This window comes from Mycobacterium sp. SP-6446, from assembly GCF_001954045.1.
Classification (GTDB): Bacteria; Actinomycetota; Actinomycetes; order Mycobacteriales; family Mycobacteriaceae; genus Mycobacterium.
Window position 1 is genome coordinate 1 of record NZ_MBEM01000179.1, and the last position, 17743, is coordinate 17743.

Genomic DNA, 17743 nt, shown 5'->3' on the forward strand with positions numbered 1-17743 from the left:
GGTGGGCGGCAGCAGGCCGCGGTTCGCCAGGTCATAGATGGCCGGCACCACCTTCTTGTGGGCCAGGTCGCCGGTGACGCCGAATAGCACCATCGCACAGGGGCCGGCGATCCTTGGTAGGCGCTTGTCTTCTTTGTCCCGCAGCGGATTACGCCACTGCGTGGCGGCGGCGGCCCGGCTCATTTAGCGGCGGAACCCAGTTGCTTCTGCGTTTCCTCAAACAGCTCGGTCCAGGAATCCACGAACTTCTCCACGCCCTCGTTTTCCAGCACCACGAACACGTCGTCCAGGTCGACCCCGACCGCCGAAAGCTTGTCGAACACCCCCTGGGCGGCCTGTGCGGTGCCGGTGACCGTGTCGCCGTTGATGACGCCGTGGTCGGCGACCGCGTCAATTGTCTTCTCCGGCATGGTGTTCACCGTGTTCGGCGCGACGAGCTCCGTGACGTAGAGGGTGTCGGCGTAGTCGGGATTCTTGACGCCGGTCGACGCCCACAGCGGACGCTGCACCCGTGCCCCGTCGGCCTTGAGCGCCTGGTAGCGATCGCCGCCTTCGAAGACTTCCTGGTAGGCCGCGTAGGCCAGCCGGGCGTTTGCGACACCGGCCTGGCCGCGCAACGCGAGCGCGTCCTCGGTGCCGATCTTCTCCAGCCGCTTGTCGACCTCGGTGTCCACCCGGGACACGAAAAATGATGCCACCGAATGGATCTTGGACAGGTCGTGTCCGGCCTCGCGGGCCTTTTCCATCCCGGCCAGGTAGGCGTCCATCACCTCGCGGTGTCGTTCGACGGAGAAGATGAGGGTGACATTGACCGAAATCCCCTCGGCCAGAACGGCGGTGATGGCCGGAATACCGGCCTTGGTGGCCGGGATCTTGATGAACAGGTTCGGCCGGTCGACGATCTTCCACAGCTCGACGGCCTGCGCGATGGTCTTGTCGGTGTCGTTGGCCAGCCGGGGGTCGACCTCGATGGACACCCGCCCGTCGACGCCGTCGGAGGCTTCCCACTCACGCGCCAGTACGTCGCATCCGTTGCGCACGTCGTCGGTGGTGACGGTGCGGATGGTGGCATCGACATCGGCGCCGCGCTCGGCCAATTCGGCGATCTGTTTGTCGTAGGCGTCGCCTTCCGCGAATGCCTTCTGGAAGATGGATGGATTGGTGGTCACGCCAACGACACTCTTGGTGTCGATCAGCTCCTGCAGGTTGCCCGACTGCAGCCGGTCCCGCGACAAGTCATCCAGCCAAACGGACACGCCCGCGGCGCTCAACGCCGCAAGGTTAGGGTTCTGACTGGTCATGTGAATCACCCTTCCTCAGTTGTCCACTACCTGTTCCGCTGCGGCCGCAACGGCTTCGGCGGTGAAGCCATATTCACGGAACAAAGTCTTGTAGTCGGCCGATTCCCCGTAGTGCTCGATCGACACGATCTTCCCGGTATCGCCGACCAGCTTGTGCCAGGACTGCGCGACGCCCGCTTCGACGGCGACCCGCGCCGACACCGACGGCGGCAGCACGCTGTCGCGGTATTCCTCGGGCTGGGATTCGAACCACTCCACGCACGGCATCGACACCACCCGCGCCACAATGTCGCGGTCCGCCAACAGTTTCTGGGCCTCGACAGCAAGCTGGACCTCGGAGCCGGTGCCGATCAGGACCACGTCGGGCTCGTCACCACCATCGTCACCGAGGATGTAGCCGCCGCGCCCGACGCCCTCGAAGTTGGTGCCCTCCAGCACGGGCACTCCCTGCCGCGTCAGGATCAGGCCGACCGGGCCGCTGCCGTTGCCGCGGGCCAGGATCGTGCGCCACGCATAGGCGGTCTCGTTGGCGTCGGCGGGTCGCACCACCGACAGGTGGGGGATCGCACGGAGCGCCGACAGGTGTTCGATCGGTTGGTGGGTGGGGCCGTCCTCGCCGAGCCCGATCGAATCGTGCGTCCACACGTAGATGGTGTCGATGTTCATCAGCGACGCGAGCCGCACCGCCGGGCGCATGTAGTCGGAGAACTGCAGGAAGGTTCCGCCATAGGCGCGGGTCGGTCCGTGCAGCACGATGCCCGACAGGATGGCGCCCATCGCGTGCTCGCGCACACCGAAGTGCAGGGTGCGGCCGTACCAGTCCGCGGTGTAGTCCTTCGTCGAAATAGACGGGGGCCCAAACGATTTAACGTTGTCCATGGTGGTGTTGTTGCTGCCCGCCAGGTCGGCCGAACCGCCCCACAGCTCCGGCAGTTTCGGGCCGACCGCGTTCAGCACCTTGCCGGACGCCGCACGGGTGGCCAGCGGCTTGTCTTCCGGTGTCCAAGTCGGGATGTCCGCGTCCCAGCCGTCGGGCAGCTTCTCTGCCGTCAACCGGTCCAGCAGCGCCTTGCGTTCGGGTTCGCGCTGTGCCCACGCCTCGAACTCGGGTTGCCATTTCTCGTGCGCCTCTTTGCCCCGGTCGACCAGCTTGCGGGTGTGGGCGATGACGTCCTCGCGCACCTCGAACTTCTTGTCCGGATCGAAGCCGAGGATTTTCTTGACGGCCGCGACCTCGTCGTCGCCCAGCGCCGCGCCGTGCGCCTTGCCGGTGTTCATCAGGTTGGGCGCGGGGTAGCCGATGATCGTGCGCAGCGAGACGAACGACGGCCGGTCGGTGACGGCCTTCGCGTTGGCAATGGCCTCCTCGATGGCGACCACGTTCTCGCCGCCCTCGACCTCCTGTACGTGCCAGCCGTAGGCGCGGTAGCGGGCGGCGGTGTCCTCGCACAGCGCGATGTTGGTGTCGTCCTCGATGGAGATCTGGTTGTGGTCGTAGAACACGATGAGGTTGCCCAGCTGCTGTACGGCTGCCAGCGACGAGGCCTCCGAGGTCACGCCCTCTTCGATGTCCCCGTCGGAGGCGATCACGTAGATGTGGTGGTCGAACGGGCTTTCCCCGGGGGCGGCGTCCGGGTCGAACAAACCACGCTCGTAGCGCGAGGCCATCGCCATCCCGACCGCCGACGCCAGGCCCTGCCCGAGCGGGCCGGTGGTGATCTCGACGCCCTTGGTGTGCCGGAACTCCGGGTGTCCGGGGGTCTTGGATCCCCAGGTGCGCAGCGATTCGATGTCGGACAGCTCCAGGCCGAAGCCGCCGAGGTAGAGCTGCAGGTACAGCGTCAGGCTGCTGTGCCCGGCCGACAGCACGAACCGGTCGCGGCCCAACCAGTGCGGATCGCTGGGGTCGTGCCGCATGGTGCGCTGAAACAGCGTGTACGCGAGCGGGGCCAGGCTCATCGCCGTCCCGGGGTGCCCGTTGCCGACTTTCTGGACCGCGTCGGCGGCCAGCACCCGGATGGTGTCGACCGCGGCCGAGTCGATGTCGGTCCAGTCGTCGGGAAGGTGCTGTTGGGTCAGCGTGGAGATCTCTTCGAGTGTGGTCACAGACTCAATCCTTGGGTCATCAAGCTGATCAGTTTCACCCTAGTGCGGGAGCGCCAGCGTTTGCAGTGCAGGATTTGGGGTACGCGGGCCGGCCGGTGTGAAAATTACGCGCAGGCCGATCACGCTTTGCATTCAGTCCCGCAAACGGGAAAATCTCGGAGTGAACCGACCCTGCGGGCGAGACGCCGCAGGCAGGCGGTCTACCATCGTGCGTAGTAGATGCTGCGCGCTGCTGCGACCCCGAGGAGTTATTGCGTGAGCGTTCGCGGGCGCGTCGCGCCGAGCCGAATACGCCCCACCGTGCTGGCGTACCTGGCGCTGACCAAGCCGCGGGTCATCGAGCTGCTCTTGGTCACCGCGATACCCGCGATGCTGCTCGCCGACCGCGGGCACGTGAACCCGCTGCTGATCCTCGACACGTTGATCGGCGGAATGCTCGCCGCGGGGGGTGCCAACACGCTCAACTGCGTGGCCGACGCCGATATCGACAAGATGATGAAGCGGACCGCCCGCCGGCCGCTGGCGCGCGCAGCGGTGCCGACGCGCAACGCGCTGGTGCTCGGGCTGGTGCTCAGCGTCGGGTCGTTCTTCTGGCTGTGGTGGACGACGAACCTGCTCTCGGGCCTGCTTGCCATCGCCACCATCGCGTTCTACGTGTTCGTCTACACGCTGCTGCTCAAGCGGCGCACGTCGCAGAACGTCGTGTGGGGCGGCGCGGCCGGATGCATGCCGGTGATGATCGGATGGTCGGCCGTCACGGGCACCATTGGCTGGCCGGCGCTGGTGATGTTCGCGATCATCTTCTTCTGGACGCCGCCGCACACCTGGGCGCTGGCAATGCGGTACAAGGACGACTACCGAACGGCGGGCGTTCCGATGCTGCCGGCCGTGGCGACCGAGCGTCAGGTCACCAAGCAGATCCTGATCTACACCTGGTTGACGGTACTGGCGACGCTGGCGCTGGCGCCGGCCACCGGCTGGCTCTACGCGGCGGTCGCGCTGCTGGCCGGGGTGTGGTTCCTGGCGATGGCCCATCAGCTTTACGCCGGGGTCCGCGCCGGCGAGCCGATCAAGCCGCTGCGGCTGTTCCTGCAGTCGAACAACTACCTCGCCGTGGTGTTCTGCGCGCTGGCGGTCGATTCGGTGATCGCGCTGCCGACGCTGCTTTAGCGGCTTACGGCAGCAGCACCACCGAGCCGGTCGTCTTTCGGCCCTGCAGGTCTTCGTGGGCGCGGGCCGCTTCGGCCAGCGGGTAGCGTCCGCCCACCTCGATCCGGATGGCGCCGCCGGCGACCGCGTCGAACAATTCCTCCGCGCGCCAGTTGAATTCCTGGGCGGTGCGCATGAAGTGCACCAGCGAGGGCCGGGTCAAAAACACCGATCCGGCGGCATTGAGGCGCTGCGGATCGAATGGCGGAACCGGTCCGCTGGCGCCGCCGAACAGCGCCAGCGTCCCGCGGACGGCCAGGCTGGCCAGGCTGGCGTCGAAGGTGCTGGCGCCGACGCCGTCGTACACGGCCGCCACACCCGCGCCGTCGGTGAGCGCGCGAATCCGCTCGCCGAACTGCGCGGGGTCGTCGGGGTAGGAGAGCACCTCGTCGGCTCCGGCGTCCTTGGACAGCCGCGCCTTCTCCGGCGTCGACACCGTGGTGATCACCCGGGCGCCGAGCAGATGCGCCCACTGGGTGAGGATCAGCCCGACGCCGCCGGCGCCCGCGTGCACCAGCACCGCGTCGCCGCTTTGCACGGGATACACGGACTTGAGCAGGTAGTGCGCGGTCAGGCCCTTCAGCAGCACCGACGCCGCCACATCGGAGCCCACACCGTCGGGCACCTTTGCCGTCAAAAACGCTGGGGCGGTGGCGAATTCGGCGTAAGCGCCGGAGGCCGCCGCGGACGCCACCCGGTCCCCGGCTCCGAACCCGTCGACCCCCTCGCCCGTGGCGACGACGGTGCCGCAGGTTTCCTGGCCGAGGATGAAGGGCAGCTCACGCGAGTAATGGCCCGAGCGGAAGTAGGTGTCGATGAAGTTGACGCCGATCGCCTCGGCCTTGATCAAGACCTGGCCGGGGCCGGGCGTGGGCTCAGTCGTCTCCACGTAGCGCAGGACTTCGGGACCACCGGTTTCGCTGATTTCGATTGCGTGCATGCGGATATCATGCCCGGGCATGAAGCTCGCCCGGCCGGACGTCTTCCATCCCCGGATCGTGCTCGCGGGCGGCCCGCGCCACGCCGACGACGCCGGGCTGGTGCCCGCGCTGCGCACTCGAGGCCTGCACGCTCGTTGGCTGCCCTGGGACGATCCGGAGACGCTGCGCGCCGACGTGGTGATCCTGCGCGCCGCGCCCGATGCGCTCCGGCGCGACGAATTCCTCGCCTGGATCCGCCGCGTGCGCCACCTGCTCAACCCGCCCGCCGCCGTCGCCTGGAATCTCGGCGAGCGGTACCTACGCGACCTGGAGCGCGACGGGGTGCCGACGCTGCCCGGCGGGACGGCACGGTCGGTGTTGGTCTTTCTCGGCGGGAAGAAGTCGCATGCCTGGCCGGGCGAGCCGGAGTTCGAGGTCTGGGATTTGGGTTACGCCGCACTCGCGTCGGTCGCCGAGCGCGCCGGGATCGGCGTCGGCGAGCTGCTCTATGCGCGCGTCGACGTGGCCGGGGACCGGCTGGTGGCGCTGGACGTCATCGCGCCCTCGCTGGGTTGGTCGCATCTTGACGCCAGCACCCGCGACCGGGCCCAGGGGCGGTTCGCGCTGGCCGTCGAGTCAGCGTGCGAGCGACTCGGGCTCGGCCCGCTGTCGCATCGACGCCCATAGCGCGGCGGTGGCGGCCGTGCATGCGGCGGCGCCCGCCACGTGGACGGCGACCAGGGCGGCGGGCACCCCGGTGAAGTACTGCGTGGTGCCGACGGCGGCTTGCGCGCACACCAGCGCGAGCAGGACGCCGAGCCGCAGCACGACCGGCCGGGCGGCGCCGACGGCCAGCAGCCCGAAGCCGAGCCCGGCCAACAACGCGAGGTAAGCGATCAGCAGCGACGAATGCGCGTGCACCAGGGTGGTGATCTCGACCTTGAGCCGCGGCACGGTCCGGCTGGGACTGCGGTCACCGGCGTGCGGTCCGGCGGCGGTCACCAGGGTGCCCGTCACCAGCACCGCGGCCAGATTCACCGCGGTCAGCGCCGTGAGCACGCGCAGCGGCCTGGCCACTCGCTCGGAGACCACCGCGTCGTCGGGCTCACCGACCTTGACGTAGAGCAGCACCGATAGCCACACCATGGTCATCGAGACGAGCAGATGGATGGCGACCGTCCACCAGAGCAGCCCGGTGCGCACGGTGATGCCGCCGATTACCGCCTGCACCACCGTCGACACCGGCATCAGCCACGCGTAGATCAGCACCTCGGTGCGCCGCCGCGCCCGGGTCACGGCCAGCACGGCCAGCGCCGCGGTGATCACCACCCCGATGCTGAATAGCCGGTTGCCGAATTCAATGGCCTGGTGCACCCGCGGCACTTCGGTCACCGTGACCGGGACGAAGCTGCCCGGGAAACACCGCGGCCAGGTCGGACAACCCAGGCCCGACGCGGTGACGCGGACGATCGCGCCCGTGACCGCGATGCCGCCCTGGGTGAGTATCACCGTCGCGGCGATGACCCGCTGGACACGCAGACTCGGGTCGGGGAGCAGGTCCACCAACCGCAACATCGCTCGTCTCAGCACCGCCCGATCGTAAGGCAACCAAAACTACGGTCTGTAGTACGGGCCGATCCGCGCTGAGATATAAACGTCGCACACTCCGGTCGGCGTGTCGTCGCAGACGTTTGTGTGTCGCGAGTCGCGGCGAAAGGACCCCTCAGGTGAAGCGGAACCAGCGCAGCGCGGCCAGTCCCGCCGCCGTCCCCCATGCCGCCAGGACGGCGACGCCGAACCAGTCCGCCGACAACGCCATGGCCCGTGACAGCGCCTCGGTGAGCGCACCGGACGGGGTCAGCCGGGCGGCCCACTTGAACCCCGCCGGGATCAGGTTGGTCTCCACGGTCAGCGCGCCAAGGCCGGCGAAGACGAACCACATCAGGTTGGCCACCGCCAGCACGATCTCGGCGCGCAGCGTCCCGCCCAGCAACAGCCCCAGGGCCGCAAAACAGGCGGTGCCGAGCGCGATCACCGCCGCGCCCACCAGCAGCGCCGTCGGGGCCGGCCGCCAGCCCAGCCCAAAACCGATGGCCCCCAACAGGATTGCCTGTAGGAACACCACCGTGACCACGGCCAGCGACTTGCCGGCGATGATGCCCCAGACCGGAAGCGGGGTGGCCCCCAGCCGTTTGAGCGCGCCATAGCGGCGGTCGAACGCGACCGCGATCGCCTGCCCCGTGAACGCGGTCGAGATCACCGCCAGGGCCATGATCACCGGGACGAACGTGGCGGCGCGGTTGTGGCCGAACGAACCGAGCGGCAGGAGCGTGAGCCCGACCAGCAGCGTGATCGGGATGAACATGGTCAGCAGCAGCTGTTCGCCGTTGCGCAGCAACAGCTTCAACTCCAGGCCGAACTGCGCGGCGAGCATCCGCGGCACGGCGTTGGGCCGGGGGTCGGGGGTAAACGTGCCCGCGGGGAAGACGTCCGATTGAGTCACTGCCGCAACTTCCTGCCGGTGAGGTCGAGGAACACGTCCTCGAGGCTGCGTTGCTCGACGCGCATGTCGGTGGCCAGCACGTCGATCTGCGCGCACCACGCCGTGACTGTGGCCAGCACCTGCGGGTCGACCGGCCCTTCGACGAGGTACTCGCCCGGCGTCACCTCGCTGGCCTTGTAGTCCTCGGGTAGGGCCGCGGCCAGCAGGGACAGATTCAGCCGCGGCGGCGCGGTGAAACGCAACTGGTCCTTGGCGCCGGCGCGCATCAGTTCGGTCGGAGTGCCCGACGCCACCGTCACGCCGTGGTCGATGATCACCAGCCGATCGGCGAGCTCCTCGGCCTCCTTGAGCTGGTGGGTGGTCAGCAGCACCGTCGCGCCGTCGCGCCGCAGCGCGTCGATCAGTTCCCAGACCAGCAGCCGGGCATGGGCGTCCATGCCCGCGGTGGGTTCATCGAGGAACACCAGTTCCGGACGTCCGACGAGCGCGCAGGCCAGGGCGAGCCGCTGCTGCTGTCCGCCGGACAGCCGTCGATAGGTGGTCCGGGCGGCGTCGGTGAGGCCGAGGGTGTCCAGCAGCCACGCCGGGTCCAGCGGGTCGGCGGCGTACGAGGCGACCAGGTTGAGCATTTCCCCGGCCCGCGCCGCGGGGTAGCCACCCCCGCCCTGCAGCATCACCCCGATGCGGGCACGCAGGCGGGCGTTGTCGGCGATCGGGTCGAGCCCGAGCACTTCGATGGTGCCGGCGTCCGGGCGCACGAAGCCTTCGCACATCTCCACAGTCGTGGTCTTGCCGGCGCCGTTGGGCCCGAGCAGCGCCAGCACCTCCGCGGCATGCACGTCCAGATCGAGGTCGCGCACGGCCTTGGTCGAGCCGTAGTGCTTGCTTACGCCGCGCAGTCGGACGACCGGGGCGTGTGGGGCCGAGCTCACGTGGAATCAGCGTAGGCGTCGGGCGCCGTCTCGGAACTGGGGGCGGCGCTCGGGGTCTTCGACTTCGCGGGCGCCGACAGCTCAATGGCCGTCTCGCCGTTGGTTTCTGGGCTCCTCGGCTGCAGCGGTCGCCAGGGCAGGCGGGTGTATGTCAGCGCGATGAGCATTGCCACGATGACGGTGCTGGCCACGGTGGCGTCCACGATCTGGAAGAGCGCGAAGCGGTCGCCGTTGGCCGTCGGCCCGAAGATGCCGACGACGAGGGTGATGACGATGACGGCGACCCGGAAGCCGGTGCGGGTGGCCCACGCGGCCAGCGGAATGATCGCCCACAACAGATACCAGGGCTGCACGACGGGAAACAGCAACACCGTGATGCCCAGCGCGACGCCGAGGCCGCCGATCGGGTGCAGCCGCCCGCGGAAAACGGCCAGCAGCAGCCACAGCACCATCACCATGATGATCAGCACACCGATGCCACGGGTGAGCGCCAGCACGGCGGTCGTGTGATCGCCGAGGCCCAGCAGGATGCCCACCTGCCCGGTGCCGAGCGCCAGCAATGTCGGCGGCGACATCCAGCTGCGCACCACGTTCGCGGTGCCCAGCGTGTAGATCCAGCCGAATCCGAGCCCGCTGGCCCAGCCGACCAGCGCCATCACCGACAGCGACAGCGCCGCCATTCCGCCGCCCGTGAGCAGGAGCGCGCGCAGGTTGCCCCCGCAGCGGTACGCCAACGCCATCGTGACGAATCCCAGCGCCAGCAGCGACGGCAGCTTCACCTGCGACGACAGTGTGATCAGGACCGCGCCGGCCAGCAGCATGCCCAACGGTTCCCAGTCCGGGCCGAACCGCCACGAGCGGGGCAGCAGCCGCGGGGAGTCGATACCGCGCAGCGCGAATTCGGCGCCGGCCAGCATCAGCCCCAGCATCAGCGCCTCGTTGTGGATGCCGGCGACCAGATGCATGATCAGCAGCGGATTCGCGGCGCCCAGCCACAGCGCGCTCACCTCGGCGACGCCGCAGCGCCGCGCCAGCCGCGGCGTCGCCCACACGATCAGGCCCACCCCGAGCAGCACCACGAGCCGGTGACACAGCACCGCGGCGACGATGTTTTCGCCGGTCACGGCCGAGATTCCGCGCCCGATCCACAGGAACAGGGGACCGTAGGGTGCCGGCGTCTCGCGCCACAGGCTGGGCACGGACAGGGTGAACACGTGGGACAGGCCGAGCCCGGACGCCGGGCCCACCCGGTAGGGATCGAGTCCGTCCAGCGAGATCTGACTCTGCGCCAGGTAGGAGTAGACGTCCTTGCTGTACATCGGTGGCGCGATCAGCAGCGGCAGCGTCCACAGCAGCAGGGTGCGGTCCAGGTCGCCGCGCGACATCCGCCGGCTGCCCAGCGCGAAGCGGCCCAGCATCAGCCAGGCCAGGGCCATCATCACCGCCCCGGTCGTCGTCATCGTCAGCGACACCGTCTGGATCCGCGACGGCAGGTTGAGCAGCCGGACCCCGAACGTGGGGTCTTGGACGACGGGCCGGGCCCCGGCGCCCAGGGCGCCGATCGCCATCAGGACGGTGCCGGTGGCCCCGAACAGGCGGGTGCGCTGCAGCGCGGTGAGCTCGGTATCGTTCAGCGGCGTGCCCACGGCCTGCTCATCGCCGTGCAAACTGGCGATCGAAGAGCTCAGCGTGTGGTGGCGGGCTGCCATCAGAGCAGCGTAGCCGGTGTGACCAGCGCAACCGTCCACGCAGGGCACCCTTGCTGGACCGAATTCCGGAATTGCGTCACACTGGTGTTGTGAAAATCCGTACCAGCTACCCGGACGCCGCTGCGCCCGCAGCGGGGGCGGCGACGGATGGCCAGACGCAGACCCGCCGGGCCATCGTGCGCTTACTGCTGGAATCCGGATCGATCACCGCCGGCGAGATCGGCGACCGGCTGGGCCTGGCCGCCGCCGGTGTGCGGCGTCACCTCGACTCGCTGATCGACGCGGGCGATGCCGAGTCCGCGCCCGCCGCGCCCTGGCAGCAGGCTGGGCGCGGCAGGCCGGCGAAACGGTTTCGGCTGACCGCCGCGGGCCGGGCCAAGCTCGAGCACTCCTACGACGACCTGGCGGCCGCGGCCATGCGGCAGCTGCGTGCGATCGGCGGGGAGGACGCGGTGCAGACGTTCGCCCGCCAGCGCATCGACGCGATCCTCGCCGGCGTGCCGGCGGCCGAGAGCGCCGAGGACGACGACGTCGAGGCGGCCGCCGAGCGAGTCGCCGGCGCGCTGACCAACGCCGGCTATGTCGCCACCACGACGCGGGTCGGCGGGCCGATCCATGGCGTGCAGATCTGCCAGCATCACTGCCCGGTATCGCACGTCGCCGAGGAATTCCCGGAGCTGTGCGAGGCCGAGCAGCAGGCGATGGCCGAGGTGCTGGGAACTCACGTGCAGCGGTTGGCGACCATCGTCAACGGCGACTGCGCCTGCACCACGCACGTACCCCTTACTCCGGCGCCCAGCCCGCGCCGCGACACCACGAGCATCAAAGGAGCGTCCGTATGACACTCACCCCGGAGGCCAGCAAGGCCCCCACCCAGCCGCTGACCCAGGCGGAGGCCATCGCGTCGCTGAGCCGGTACGGCTATGGCTGGGTGGACTCCGACACCGCGGGTGCCAGCGCCCAGCGCGGGCTCTCCGAGGCGGTCGTCCGCGACATCTCGGCGAAGAAGAATGAGCCGGAGTGGATGCTGCAATCCCGGCTGAAGGCGCTGCGCATCTTCGAGCGCAAGCCGATGCCGAACTGGGGTTCGAACCTGGGCGGCATCGACTTCGACAACATCAAGTACTTCGTGCGCTCCACCGAGAAGCAGGCCGCCACGTGGGACGACCTGCCCGAAGACATCCGCAACACCTACGACCGACTGGGCATCCCGGAGGCCGAGAAGCAGCGCCTGGTCGCCGGCGTCGCGGCCCAGTACGAGTCCGAGGTGGTCTACCACCAGATCCGGGAAGACCTTGAGGCGCAAGGCGTTATCTTCCTCGACACCGACACGGGTCTGCGCGAACACCCCGAGATCTTTCAGCAGTACTTCGGCACCGTGATCCCGGCGGGGGACAACAAGTTCTCCGCGCTGAACACCGCGGTGTGGAGCGGTGGATCGTTCATCTACGTGCCGCCGGGCGTGCACGTCGACATCCCGCTGCAGGCCTACTTCCGGATCAACACCGAGAACATGGGCCAGTTCGAGCGGACGCTGATCATCGCCGACGAGGGGTCCTACGTGCACTACGTCGAGGGCTGCACCGCGCCGATCTACAAGTCGGATTCGCTGCACTCGGCGGTCGTCGAGATCATCGTGAAACCGCATGCGCGCGTTCGCTACACGACGATCCAGAACTGGTCGGGCAACGTCTACAACCTGGTCACCAAGCGGGCCCGCGCCGAGGCCGGCGCCACCATGGAGTGGATCGACGGCAACATCGGGTCGAAGGTGACGATGAAGTACCCGGCGGTATGGATGACCGGCGAGCACGCCAAGGGCGAGGTGCTGTCGGTGGCGTTCGCCGGCGAGGACCAGCACCAGGACACCGGCGCCAAGATGCTGCACCTGGCACCGAACACGTCGAGCAACATCGTGTCCAAGTCGGTGGCGCGTGGCGGCGGCCGCACCTCGTACCGCGGCCTGGTGCAGGTGAACAAGGGTGCGCACGGATCGCGCTCGAGCGTGAAATGTGATGCGCTGCTGGTCGATACGATCAGCCGCAGCGACACCTACCCGTACGTCGACATCCGCGAGGACGACGTCACGATGGGTCACGAGGCCACCGTGTCGAAGGTCAGCGAGAACCAGTTGTTCTACCTGATGAGCCGTGGGCTGACCGAGGACGAGGCGATGGCCATGGTGGTGCGCGGCTTCGTGGAGCCGATCGCCAAGGAGCTTCCGATGGAGTACGCGCTGGAGCTCAACCGGCTGATCGAGCTGCAGATGGAGGGCGCGGTCGGATGACCGCAGCACTCAACAAGGGAGAGCTGTTCGCCTCCTTTGACGTTGACGCGTTCGAGGTTCCGCACGGCCGCGACGAACTCTGGCGGTTCACCCCGCTGCGACGCCTGCGCGGCCTGCACGACGGCTCGGCGCGCGCCACCGGCAAGGCGGAGATCAGCATCGGCGAACAGCCGGGCGTGCGCGTCGAGACGGTGCACCGGGGCGACGAGCGGCTCGGTCAGGGCGGCGTTCCCGCCGACCGCGTTGCGGCCCAGGCATTTTCGTCGTTCAACTCGGCGACGCTGGTCACCATAGGGCGAGACACCCAAATCGCAGACCCGGTGAACATCGCCGTCACCGGACCCGGCGAAGGTGCCGTGGCCTACGGGCATCTGCAGATCAGGGTCGAAGAGCTCGGCGAGGCGGTCGTGGTGATCGACCACCGCGGCGGTGGGACCTATGCCGACAACGTCGAGTTCGTCGTCGACGACGCAGCCCGGCTCACCGTCGTGTGGATCGCCGACTGGGCCGACGACATGGTGCACCTGAGCGCGCACCACGCGCGACTGGGCAAGGACGCCGTGCTGCGTCATGTCACCGTCACGCTGGGCGGCGAGGTGGTGCGGATGTCGGCCAACGTGCGGTACACGGGGTCCGGCGGGGACGCCGAGCTGCTCGGGTTGTACTTCGCCGACGACGGTCAGCACCTCGAGTCGCGGCTGCTGGTCGATCATGCCCATCCCGACTGCAAGTCGAATGTGCTGTACAAGGGTGCGCTGCAAGGGGATCCGCACTCGGCGCTGCCGGACGCCCACACCGTCTGGGTCGGTGACGTGTTGATCCGGGCCGAAGCCACCGGCACCGACACCTTCGAAGTCAACCGCAACCTGGTGCTCACCGACGCGGCACGCGCGGATTCGGTGCCCAACCTGGAGATCGAGACCGGCGAGATCGTCGGCGCCGGGCACGCCAGCGCCACCGGGCGTTTCGACGACGAGCAGCTCTTCTACCTACGCTCCCGGGGCATCCCGGAGGACCAGGCCCGCCGGCTGGTGATCCGCGGGTTCTTCGGCGAGATCATCTCCAAGATCGCCGTTCCCGAGGTACGGGAACGCTTGACCGCGGCCATCGAACACGAACTGGCCCTTACCGAATCGAGAGCAACAGCTTCATGACGACCCTGGAAATCAAAGACCTGCACGTCAGCGTCGACGATCCCAACGCCCCGGAGGGGGAACGGGAGATCCCCATCCTCAAGGGGGTGGACCTGACCGTGAAATCCGGTGAGACGCATGCGTTGATGGGCCCGAACGGCTCCGGCAAGTCGACGCTGTCCTACGCGATCGCCGGTCACCCGAAGTACCGCGTGACCTCCGGATCCATCACGCTCGACGGCGCGGACGTGCTGGCGATGAGCGTCGACGAACGGGCGCGGGCCGGGATATTTCTGGCCATGCAATATCCGGTCGAGGTGCCCGGCGTCTCGGTGTCGAACTTCCTGCGCTCGGCGGCCACCGCCGTGCGCGGCGAGGCCCCCAAGCTGCGGCACTGGGTCAAGGAGGTCAAGGGGGCGATGACGTCGCTGGAAATCGACCCCGCCTTCGCCGAGCGCAGCGTCAACGAGGGGTTCTCCGGCGGCGAGAAGAAGCGCCACGAGATCCTGCAGCTCGAGTTGCTGAAGCCCAAGATCGCCATCCTCGACGAAACCGACTCGGGGCTGGACGTCGACGCGCTGCGGGTGGTCAGCGAGGGCGTGAACCGCTACGCCGAGACCGAGCACGGCGGCATCCTGTTGATCACGCACTACACCCGCATCCTGCGCTACATCCACCCGGAATACGTGCACGTCTTCGTCGGCGGGCGCATCGCCGAATCCGGCGGCTCGGAGCTGGCGGACGAACTCGAGGAGAACGGCTACGTGCGCTTCCAACAAGCGGCGGCCACCGGGGCCTGAGATGTTGGACGTCGCGGCCATCCGTGCCGACTTCCCGATCCTCAAGCGCATCATGCGCGGGGGAAACCAGTTGGCGTACCTGGATTCCGGCGCCACGTCGCAACGCCCGCTGCAGGTGCTCGACGCCGAGCGCGAATTTCTGGTCACCTCCAACGGCGCCGTGCATCGCGGTGCGCACCAGCTGATGGAAGAGGCCACCGACGCCTACGAACAGGGGCGTGCCGACATCGCGGCGTTCGTCGGCGCCGATGCCGGCGAGCTGGTCTTCACCAAGAACGCCACCGAGGCGCTCAACCTGGTGTCCTATGTGCTGGGCGACAATCGGTTCGAGCACCCGGTGTCCGAGGGCGACGTCATCGTCACCACCGAGCTGGAGCACCACGCCAACTTGGTCCCGTGGCAGGAGCTGGCACGGCGCACCGGGGCCACGTTGCGCTGGTACGGCGTGACCGACGACGGGCGCATCGACCTGGACTCGCTGCGCCTCGACGAGCGGGTCAAAGTCGTTGCGTTCAGCCACCATTCCAATGTCACCGGCGCGTTGGGCCCGGTGGCCGAGCTGGTTGCCCGCGCCAAGAATGTGGGCGCGCTGACCGTGCTGGACGCGTGCCAATCGGTGCCGCACGAGCCGGTCGACTTCCATGCGCTCGGCGTCGACTTCGGCGCGTTCTCGGGGCATAAAATGCTGGGCCCCAACGGGATCGGCGTGTTGTACGGTCGCCGCGAGTTGCTCGAGGCGATGCCGCCGTTCCTCACCGGCGGTTCGATGATCGAGACGGTGGCGATGGAAGCCTCGACCTACGACGCGCCGCCGCAGCGCTTCGAGGCCGGCACCCCGATGACGTCGCAGGTGGTCGGGCTGGCCGCCGCCGCCCGCTATCTCGGCGACGTCGGCATGAACGCCGTCGAAGCCCACGAACGCGATCTGGTCGCCGCGACCATCGAAGGACTCTCCGCGATCGATGCCGTGCGCATCCTCGGACCGATGTCGATGGAAAACCGTGGCTCGCCGGTGTCTTTCGTCGTCGACGGGGTGCACGCGCATGACGTCGGCCAGGTGCTCGACGACGCGGGCGTCGCGGTGCGCGTCGGACACCACTGCGCGTTGCCGCTGCACCGCAGGTTCGGCCTGGCCGCCACCGCGCGAGCGTCGTTCGCGCTGTACAACACCGCCGACGAGGTCGATCGATTGGTGGCCGGCGTGCGCCGGGCCGTGGACTTCTTCGGGAGAGACTGACCGTGCGTCTCGAGCAGATCTATCAGGACGTGATCCTCGATCACTACAAGCACCCGCAACACCGCGGACTGCGGGAGCCGTTCGCCGCGCAGGTCTTTCACGTCAACCCGGTCTGCGGCGACGAGGTGACCCTGCGGGTGACGTTGTCCGACGACGGGGAGACGGTCGCGGACGTCTCCTACGACGGGCAGGGCTGTTCGATCAGCCAGGCGGCCACCTCGGTGCTCACCCAACAGGTGATCGGCCAGAGCGTCGGCGAGTCACTCAAGACGGTCACCGCGTTCACCGAAATGGTTTCCTCGCGGGGAACCGTCGAGGGTGATGAGGACGTCCTGGGCGACGGCATCGCGTTCGCCGGAGTGGCCAAATATCCGGCGCGGGTGAAATGCGCTCTGCTGGGCTGGATGGCTTTCAAAGACGCACTGGCGCAAGCGGTTACAGACCTCAAGGAGGGTAGGGATGAGCGAAACCACCGCGCAGGATGACGAACTGCTCGCCGACGTCGAGGAGGCGATGCGCGATGTCGTCGACCCCGAACTGGGGATCAACGTCGTCGATCTGGGGCTGGTCTACGGCCTGAACGTCGAGGAGGGCGACGAAGGAACCGTCGCCCTGATCGATATGACGTTGACCTCGGCGGCCTGTCCGCTGACCGACGTCATCGAGGATCAGTCACGCAGCGCCCTGGTCGGCGCCGGCTTGGTCGACGACCTGCGGATCAACTGGGTGTGGAACCCGCCCTGGGGCCCGGACAAGATCACCGACGACGGCCGCGAACAGCTGCGTGCACTCGGCTTCACCGTCTGAATTCGTTCCTCCCCTTAGATCCCTTTAGAAGTGCAAGGGGAGATGCGGCAGGTGCGGCAGGTGGTGGTGCGGGTGCCCCATCGGTGGGCAGGCCTCGAGGCTGATCATGACGGCATGAAGCACGCCGCCGTCCTGGGTTCCCTGCGCGCCCAAGCACTTTCCGTTCGTTATCGCATCGGCGCCGGAAGGCGTCTGCCTCTTGTATGAGGTCGAGTCGGTCACTGTCACATTGGTGGGCGTCGGTTGGGGACCCAAGCCGCTGACGGCGATGGTGTTACCCGAGACCGAGCTGACCGTGCCGTAGAACCCGGCAGGCGGTGGGCACTTGCCGTCGACGGCCGCGGTGATGATCACCGATTGCGCGGTGATCGCGCCGGGGGTGGGTTTGCTTTGCGGGGTGGCGCGCACGTTGACACAACTGCCGGCGGTCACGTCGGTCAGCTTGGCCGGGGTCACGTCGGCGACCCGGGTCGACGGCGCGTAGTCCACCGTCGCGGACCCGGTGCGGGTCCTCAGGCCGATCGTGCCGCCCGACACCGATTCGACCAGGCCTTCGACGTAGTCCTTGGCCGCCGGGGGCGGTGCCGGCGCCGGGGCGGGCGCGGCGCTCGGAGCCGGGCTCGGCGGGAGCGCGGTGACGGTCGGCTTTCCGGGGCTGCTCGTGTTCGACGCGTTGTTCGAGGGGCCGCACATCGCGACGCCCACCACGATGGCGACCAGGACCGCGACGATCCCGAATTGCGCCAGCCGGGGTTTGCTCGAGATGGTAGGCATCGACGTTTTCTCCGATCACCCGTTT

The 17743-nt window shown here is 68.4% G+C and carries 17 protein-coding genes and 1 pseudogene; 9 read left to right on the plus strand and 9 right to left on the minus strand.

Annotated elements, in window-relative coordinates:
* The 3 genes and pseudogenes from A5736_RS15850 to tkt all read right to left on the minus strand — a co-directional run.
* Positions 1 to 183 (minus strand): annotated as a pseudogene (locus A5736_RS15850) (glucose-6-phosphate dehydrogenase); the annotation flags it as partial.
* The gene (tal, locus tag A5736_RS15855) at positions 180 to 1301 is read right to left on the minus strand and encodes a transaldolase (RefSeq protein ID WP_076124902.1); all 1122 of its coding nucleotides are present in this window, start codon (positions 1299 to 1301) and stop codon (positions 180 to 182) included. The pseudogene A5736_RS15850 and the gene tal, both read right to left, overlap by 4 nt.
* 15 nt (positions 1302 to 1316) lie before the next feature.
* Complete coding sequence (gene tkt, locus A5736_RS15860; protein ID WP_076247259.1) at positions 1317 to 3407, minus strand: transketolase; 2091 nt, start codon at positions 3405 to 3407, stop codon at positions 1317 to 1319.
* 255 nt (positions 3408 to 3662) lie between these two features.
* Here tkt and A5736_RS15865 point away from each other — a divergent pair, with 255 nt between their 5' ends.
* Positions 3663 to 4577 (plus strand): heme o synthase, encoded by a 915-nt coding sequence (locus A5736_RS15865; RefSeq protein ID WP_076124898.1) that lies wholly within the window; start codon positions 3663 to 3665, stop codon positions 4575 to 4577.
* 4 nt (positions 4578 to 4581) lie between these two features.
* On the opposite strand, the gene A5736_RS15870 is transcribed toward A5736_RS15865, so the two are convergent.
* Complete coding sequence (locus A5736_RS15870) at positions 4582 to 5556, minus strand: quinone oxidoreductase (protein WP_076247261.1); 975 nt, start codon at positions 5554 to 5556, stop codon at positions 4582 to 4584.
* 19 nt (positions 5557 to 5575) lie between these two features.
* Here A5736_RS15870 and A5736_RS15875 point away from each other — a divergent pair, with 19 nt between their 5' ends.
* The gene (locus A5736_RS15875; RefSeq protein ID WP_076247263.1) at positions 5576 to 6223 is read left to right on the plus strand and encodes a hypothetical protein; all 648 of its coding nucleotides are present in this window, start codon (positions 5576 to 5578) and stop codon (positions 6221 to 6223) included.
* Here A5736_RS15875 and A5736_RS15880 read toward each other — a convergent pair.
* From A5736_RS15880 to mptB, 4 genes are all read right to left on the minus strand, one after another.
* Positions 6173 to 7144, minus strand: coding sequence for a heme A synthase (locus tag A5736_RS15880; protein WP_371328391.1), 972 nt, complete (start codon positions 7142 to 7144; stop codon positions 6173 to 6175). The genes A5736_RS15875 and A5736_RS15880 overlap by 51 nt on opposite strands.
* A gap of 115 nt (positions 7145 to 7259) precedes the next feature.
* Complete coding sequence (locus A5736_RS15885; protein ID WP_076247266.1) at positions 7260 to 8039, minus strand: ABC transporter permease; 780 nt, start codon at positions 8037 to 8039, stop codon at positions 7260 to 7262.
* Positions 8036 to 8971, minus strand: a complete 936-nt coding sequence (locus A5736_RS15890; protein WP_076124888.1) for an ABC transporter ATP-binding protein — start codon at positions 8969 to 8971, stop codon at positions 8036 to 8038. Before A5736_RS15890 ends, A5736_RS15885 begins: the two co-directional genes overlap by 4 nt.
* Positions 8968 to 10680: a polyprenol phosphomannose-dependent alpha 1,6 mannosyltransferase MptB gene (gene mptB / locus A5736_RS15895; RefSeq protein ID WP_076247268.1), complete on the minus strand. Its 1713-nt coding sequence runs from the start codon at positions 10678 to 10680 to the stop codon at positions 8968 to 8970. The genes A5736_RS15890 and mptB overlap by 4 nt, the downstream gene beginning before the upstream one ends.
* Between mptB and A5736_RS15900 the strand changes: the two genes are divergently transcribed.
* From A5736_RS15900 to A5736_RS15930, 7 genes are read left to right on the plus strand one after another with little or no spacing between them, the layout of a single operon-like run.
* Positions 10674 to 11522 (plus strand): metalloregulator ArsR/SmtB family transcription factor, encoded by an 849-nt coding sequence (locus tag A5736_RS15900; protein WP_175611301.1) that lies wholly within the window; start codon positions 10674 to 10676, stop codon positions 11520 to 11522. The two genes, mptB and A5736_RS15900, sit on opposite strands and share 7 nt — an antisense overlap.
* Entirely contained in the window at positions 11519 to 12967 is a 1449-nt protein-coding gene (gene sufB / locus A5736_RS15905) for a Fe-S cluster assembly protein SufB (protein ID WP_076247271.1), read from the plus strand. Before A5736_RS15900 ends, sufB begins: the two co-directional genes overlap by 4 nt.
* Complete coding sequence (gene sufD, locus A5736_RS15910; protein ID WP_076247273.1) at positions 12964 to 14121, plus strand: Fe-S cluster assembly protein SufD; 1158 nt, start codon at positions 12964 to 12966, stop codon at positions 14119 to 14121. Before sufB ends, sufD begins: the two co-directional genes overlap by 4 nt.
* Positions 14118 to 14900, plus strand: coding sequence for a Fe-S cluster assembly ATPase SufC (sufC, locus tag A5736_RS15915; protein ID WP_076124879.1), 783 nt, complete (start codon positions 14118 to 14120; stop codon positions 14898 to 14900). Before sufD ends, sufC begins: the two co-directional genes overlap by 4 nt.
* A 1-nt stretch (position 14901) precedes the next feature.
* Positions 14902 to 16137 carry a cysteine desulfurase gene (locus A5736_RS15920; RefSeq protein ID WP_076247275.1) on the plus strand — a complete coding sequence of 412 codons (1236 nt, stop codon included), beginning with the start codon at positions 14902 to 14904 and terminating at the stop codon, positions 16135 to 16137.
* Complete coding sequence (gene sufU / locus A5736_RS15925) at positions 16134 to 16622, plus strand: Fe-S cluster assembly sulfur transfer protein SufU (RefSeq protein WP_139333349.1); 489 nt, start codon at positions 16134 to 16136, stop codon at positions 16620 to 16622. The genes A5736_RS15920 and sufU overlap by 4 nt, the downstream gene beginning before the upstream one ends.
* Positions 16597 to 16944, plus strand: a complete 348-nt coding sequence (locus A5736_RS15930; protein WP_076124873.1) for a metal-sulfur cluster assembly factor — start codon at positions 16597 to 16599, stop codon at positions 16942 to 16944. The genes sufU and A5736_RS15930 overlap by 26 nt, the downstream gene beginning before the upstream one ends.
* 24 nt (positions 16945 to 16968) lie before the next feature.
* Here A5736_RS15930 and A5736_RS15935 read toward each other — a convergent pair whose 3' ends face one another.
* Positions 16969 to 17718, minus strand: a complete 750-nt coding sequence (locus A5736_RS15935) for a DUF5666 domain-containing protein (protein ID WP_076247277.1) — start codon at positions 17716 to 17718, stop codon at positions 16969 to 16971.
* Positions 17719 to 17743 lie beyond the last annotated feature (25 nt).